This window comes from Candidatus Kurthia intestinigallinarum, from assembly GCF_003991225.1.
GTDB classification, from domain to species: domain Bacteria; phylum Bacillota; class Bacilli; order Bacillales_A; family Planococcaceae; genus Kurthia; species Kurthia populi.
This window is the reverse complement of the sequence record NZ_JTFC01000118.1, coordinates 1-2,599: the sequence shown is the minus strand read 5'-3', so window position 1 is coordinate 2,599 and position 2,599 is coordinate 1. Positions and strand designations below refer to the sequence as shown.

Sequence of the window (2,599 nt, the reverse complement as noted above, 5' to 3'; positions counted from 1 at the left end):
TTAAATTCGCCGGATCAAAAGGCTGCCATGGCTACGTTCTTAAACTATTGTTCTGTTATCAGCAACGATAATAGCAAAATGAATGCTATTGATGTTGAACACATGTTACGCCAACTGAAGAGAGCTGCGGTCGATAAAGTTGTTTCAACGGGCTTTGATGATACTAATCTTTATACAGACGAGTTACTACGTCTTAACGAAGCTGATATTCAAGACTTCAATGACTTGAAAGCAATTATTGGTACATCCAAACAAGAAAAGAAACCTTTAGATGTGACGATTAATAATCAAGGATTTGATGATGAAGAGTGGCAAAAAGCTTTAGATGCTGAAAAAAAGAAACCAAAACAACGCACACCTGAAGAACAAGAGGCAATTGATAAATTAAATGAACTAAAAAAGCAGAAGAAAACAATGATTAGTATCTTACGAGGTATCAGTATTCGTATCCCGATGATGATTTTTGGTGCAAATATTGATGCCGATAAAGAAATCACATTGCGTAATTTTGTGAATTTAGTTGATGAAAAATCATGGAATGAATTTATGCCTCCTGGTGTGACAAAAGAGTTATTTAAAAAATTCAGCAAATATTACGATGCTGAAGTATTTGTAGAAGCGGGTTTAAAAATTCGTCGTAAAGCAAAAGCAGCGGATAAGAGCAGTTCCGTAAAAGAACGTGTAATGAAAATTGCAGATATTTTCGCTACCTTTAAAAACCCTGATAAAGAGACTGTTTTAACACCATGGAAAGTTGTCAACCGTCATTTAATCGAGACACTCGGTGGTGAATCATTTTTTGATGAAAAATTTGAATATGCCCTTCACGATGGAGAAAACACAAGACTCTATACTAAGCCAAACATTACTAAAAACTCTTTAATGAATAGTGATAGCAAGGTTTTAGAAATCAATTCAAAATCCGGTTTATATCCATTATTAGCTTGTTACAACATCTATCGTCAACGAGTAAATGAATTTAGAGCCAGTGTATCCAATGAAGTGTTATCCCGTGAGAAACACTTTGAACTTTGGGAACAAACGCTCAGAGAAAACATTTTTGTTATCGCAAAGACACCTATGGCCAAAACAATTTCAGAAAGAACGCTTAGAGGTTATAATGATTACGATACAAATGTAGTTTATTATGAAAACATTATGACCGATGTAAAAACTCAACGAGAAAACATCCTAGACAAAATTCAAACTATGTTTAATAAAGGGGGAGAAAAATTGAAATTTGATGTTGTTATTGGTAATCCTCCCTATCAAGAAATGGACGGCGGCGCTCAAGCAAGTGCAGGACCAATTTATCAAAACTTTGTTCGTGCAGCTAAAGCAATGAATCCTAAATATATTTCAATGATTATGCCTAGTCGTTGGTATGTAGGTGGAAAAGGGCTTGATGATTTCCGTGAAGAAATGCTAAACGATCTGCACTTACGTGAACTGCATGATTGGCTTACACCTGAAGATATTTTTCCAAATACCAACATTCGTGGTGGTGTATGTTATTTTTTATGGGATGCAAATTATGATAACTCACGTAATTTGACTCGTGTTATTACACACGAAAAAAATAAAATTATTGCCGATTTAATGCGTCCAATGAAAGTAAACGGTTTAGAAATTTTTGTACGTGATTCAAACGCTATTTCCATCCTTGAAAAAATAGATGATGTAGAACAGAATAATGAACGGCTTATTACCCATGTCTCACCGTCACGACCATTCGGACTACGTGGTTTCTTTGTAAAAGATGATAAGTTCCACCAAAGTCCAAATGATTTAACACGCCCTGTAAAGTGTTATGGTAGAGGTGTTGTTGGATACGTAGAATATTCTGATATACCTACTAGAACAGAGTGGGTTAATAAATGGAAAGTTATTGCACCTAAGTCTAATAATATTGGCACTGAATTGAATGATGATAATTTCAATACCATAATCGCTGCACCTAATACTATATGTACTGAGACTTACCTTGTTTTTGGTGCCGAGTTAGATTTAGATGAACAATCTGCTCAGAACCTTTCCAAATACTTACAAACAAAGTTCTCAAGATATCTTCATAGCCTAGCAAAAGGCAGTCAAGATGCTGCATCAAAAACATATCGATTTATTCCTTTACAAAATTTTAAATCGAGTTCAGATATTAATTGGAGACTCCCGGTTGATAAAATTGATCAACAGTTGTACAACAAGTATGAGTTTTCATCAGATGAAATTAACTATATTGAAAATAAAATTAAGCCGATGAATTAACTAATTAAGGTCCCCTAATATATCTAGGTAACACTTATAAATATAGGGTACCTTAATATTTTCTATAAATAATTATCTACATCCTCTGTCTTCAATTTTATATAATGCTCCATAATTGTCTGGTGTGACTTATGACCAGATTGCTTAGCAATCGTTGGAATGTCCGCACCCTTTTGGTACATGGCAGTAATCTGCGTTTTTCGAAAGGTGTACGGTGCGAAGCCGAGCCAGCTTTGAATGGCTTGATTGTAGCTGACTTCACTAATTTGTCGACTCGTGTGGTTGCCCCATTTATCGGCAGCTCCGACGAAATAATCCTCTGGCATTAATTCGC

The 2,599-nt window shown here is 35.2% G+C and carries 2 protein-coding genes; one reads left to right on the top strand and one right to left on the bottom strand.

Going from position 1 to position 2,599, the window contains the following annotated elements:
- Positions 1–2,265: Eco57I restriction-modification methylase domain-containing protein (locus tag QI30_RS19055; RefSeq protein WP_199754735.1), on the top strand; the 2,265-nt coding region annotated here is incomplete at its 5' end.
- 62 nt (positions 2,266–2,327) lie between these two features.
- On the opposite strand, the gene QI30_RS19050 is transcribed toward QI30_RS19055, so the two are convergent.
- A partial coding sequence (locus QI30_RS19050; RefSeq protein ID WP_148113901.1) for a tyrosine-type recombinase/integrase occupies positions 2,328–2,599 on the bottom strand: 272 nt, incomplete at its 5' end.